Source organism: Streptomyces alkaliphilus (assembly GCF_014141535.1).
Taxonomy (GTDB): domain Bacteria; phylum Actinomycetota; class Actinomycetes; order Streptomycetales; family Streptomycetaceae; genus Streptomyces; species Streptomyces alkaliphilus.
Genome location: NZ_VKHT01001705.1, coordinates 1 through 488 on the forward strand (window position 1 = coordinate 1; position 488 = coordinate 488).

Genomic DNA, 488 nt, shown 5'->3' on the forward strand with positions numbered 1-488 from the left:
GTCGGCAGCGTCACATGGGCATAAGAGACAGCGCCCGCCAACCCCAGCACCGGGGCGCCGCGCACCGCCAGCGACCGGATCGCGGCCACCAGCGCGGGCACGTCCCGGCACACCAGATCGCGCTCCTCCGCCGGCAACCGGGTCTGGTCCAGCACCACCACCGCCGGGCCGTCGGACCCACCACCCCGCTCCCCGGAGGTGTCGAGCCACCGCAGGGCGGGGGAGGAACCCGTCGCGGCCCCCCCGTCGGCGGGCAGGGCCCCGCCTGCCGTCATCCGCTCCGTCATCCGCCCAGTCTGCCCGGCGGAAACGACACCGCGGGCCACGGGACCGGTATCCGCCGCCCCGTGGGACGGGACCACATGGCACGATGGGCGCCAGGATGCGGTGAAGGAGCGATGATGAGCGACCGTTGGACCTCCCCCGGAGCGTCCGGATCGGGGGACGATCCGCACGGCGAGGGGCCGGACCGGGGCCCGAACCTCCAC

The 488-nt window shown here is 75.4% G+C and carries 1 pseudogene; it reads right to left on the bottom strand.

Features of this window, described 5'->3' with window-relative positions:
- Positions 1 to 275: pseudogene (locus FNQ90_RS26415) on the bottom strand (hypothetical protein); the annotation flags it as partial.
- Positions 276 to 488: the final 213 nt, after the last annotated feature.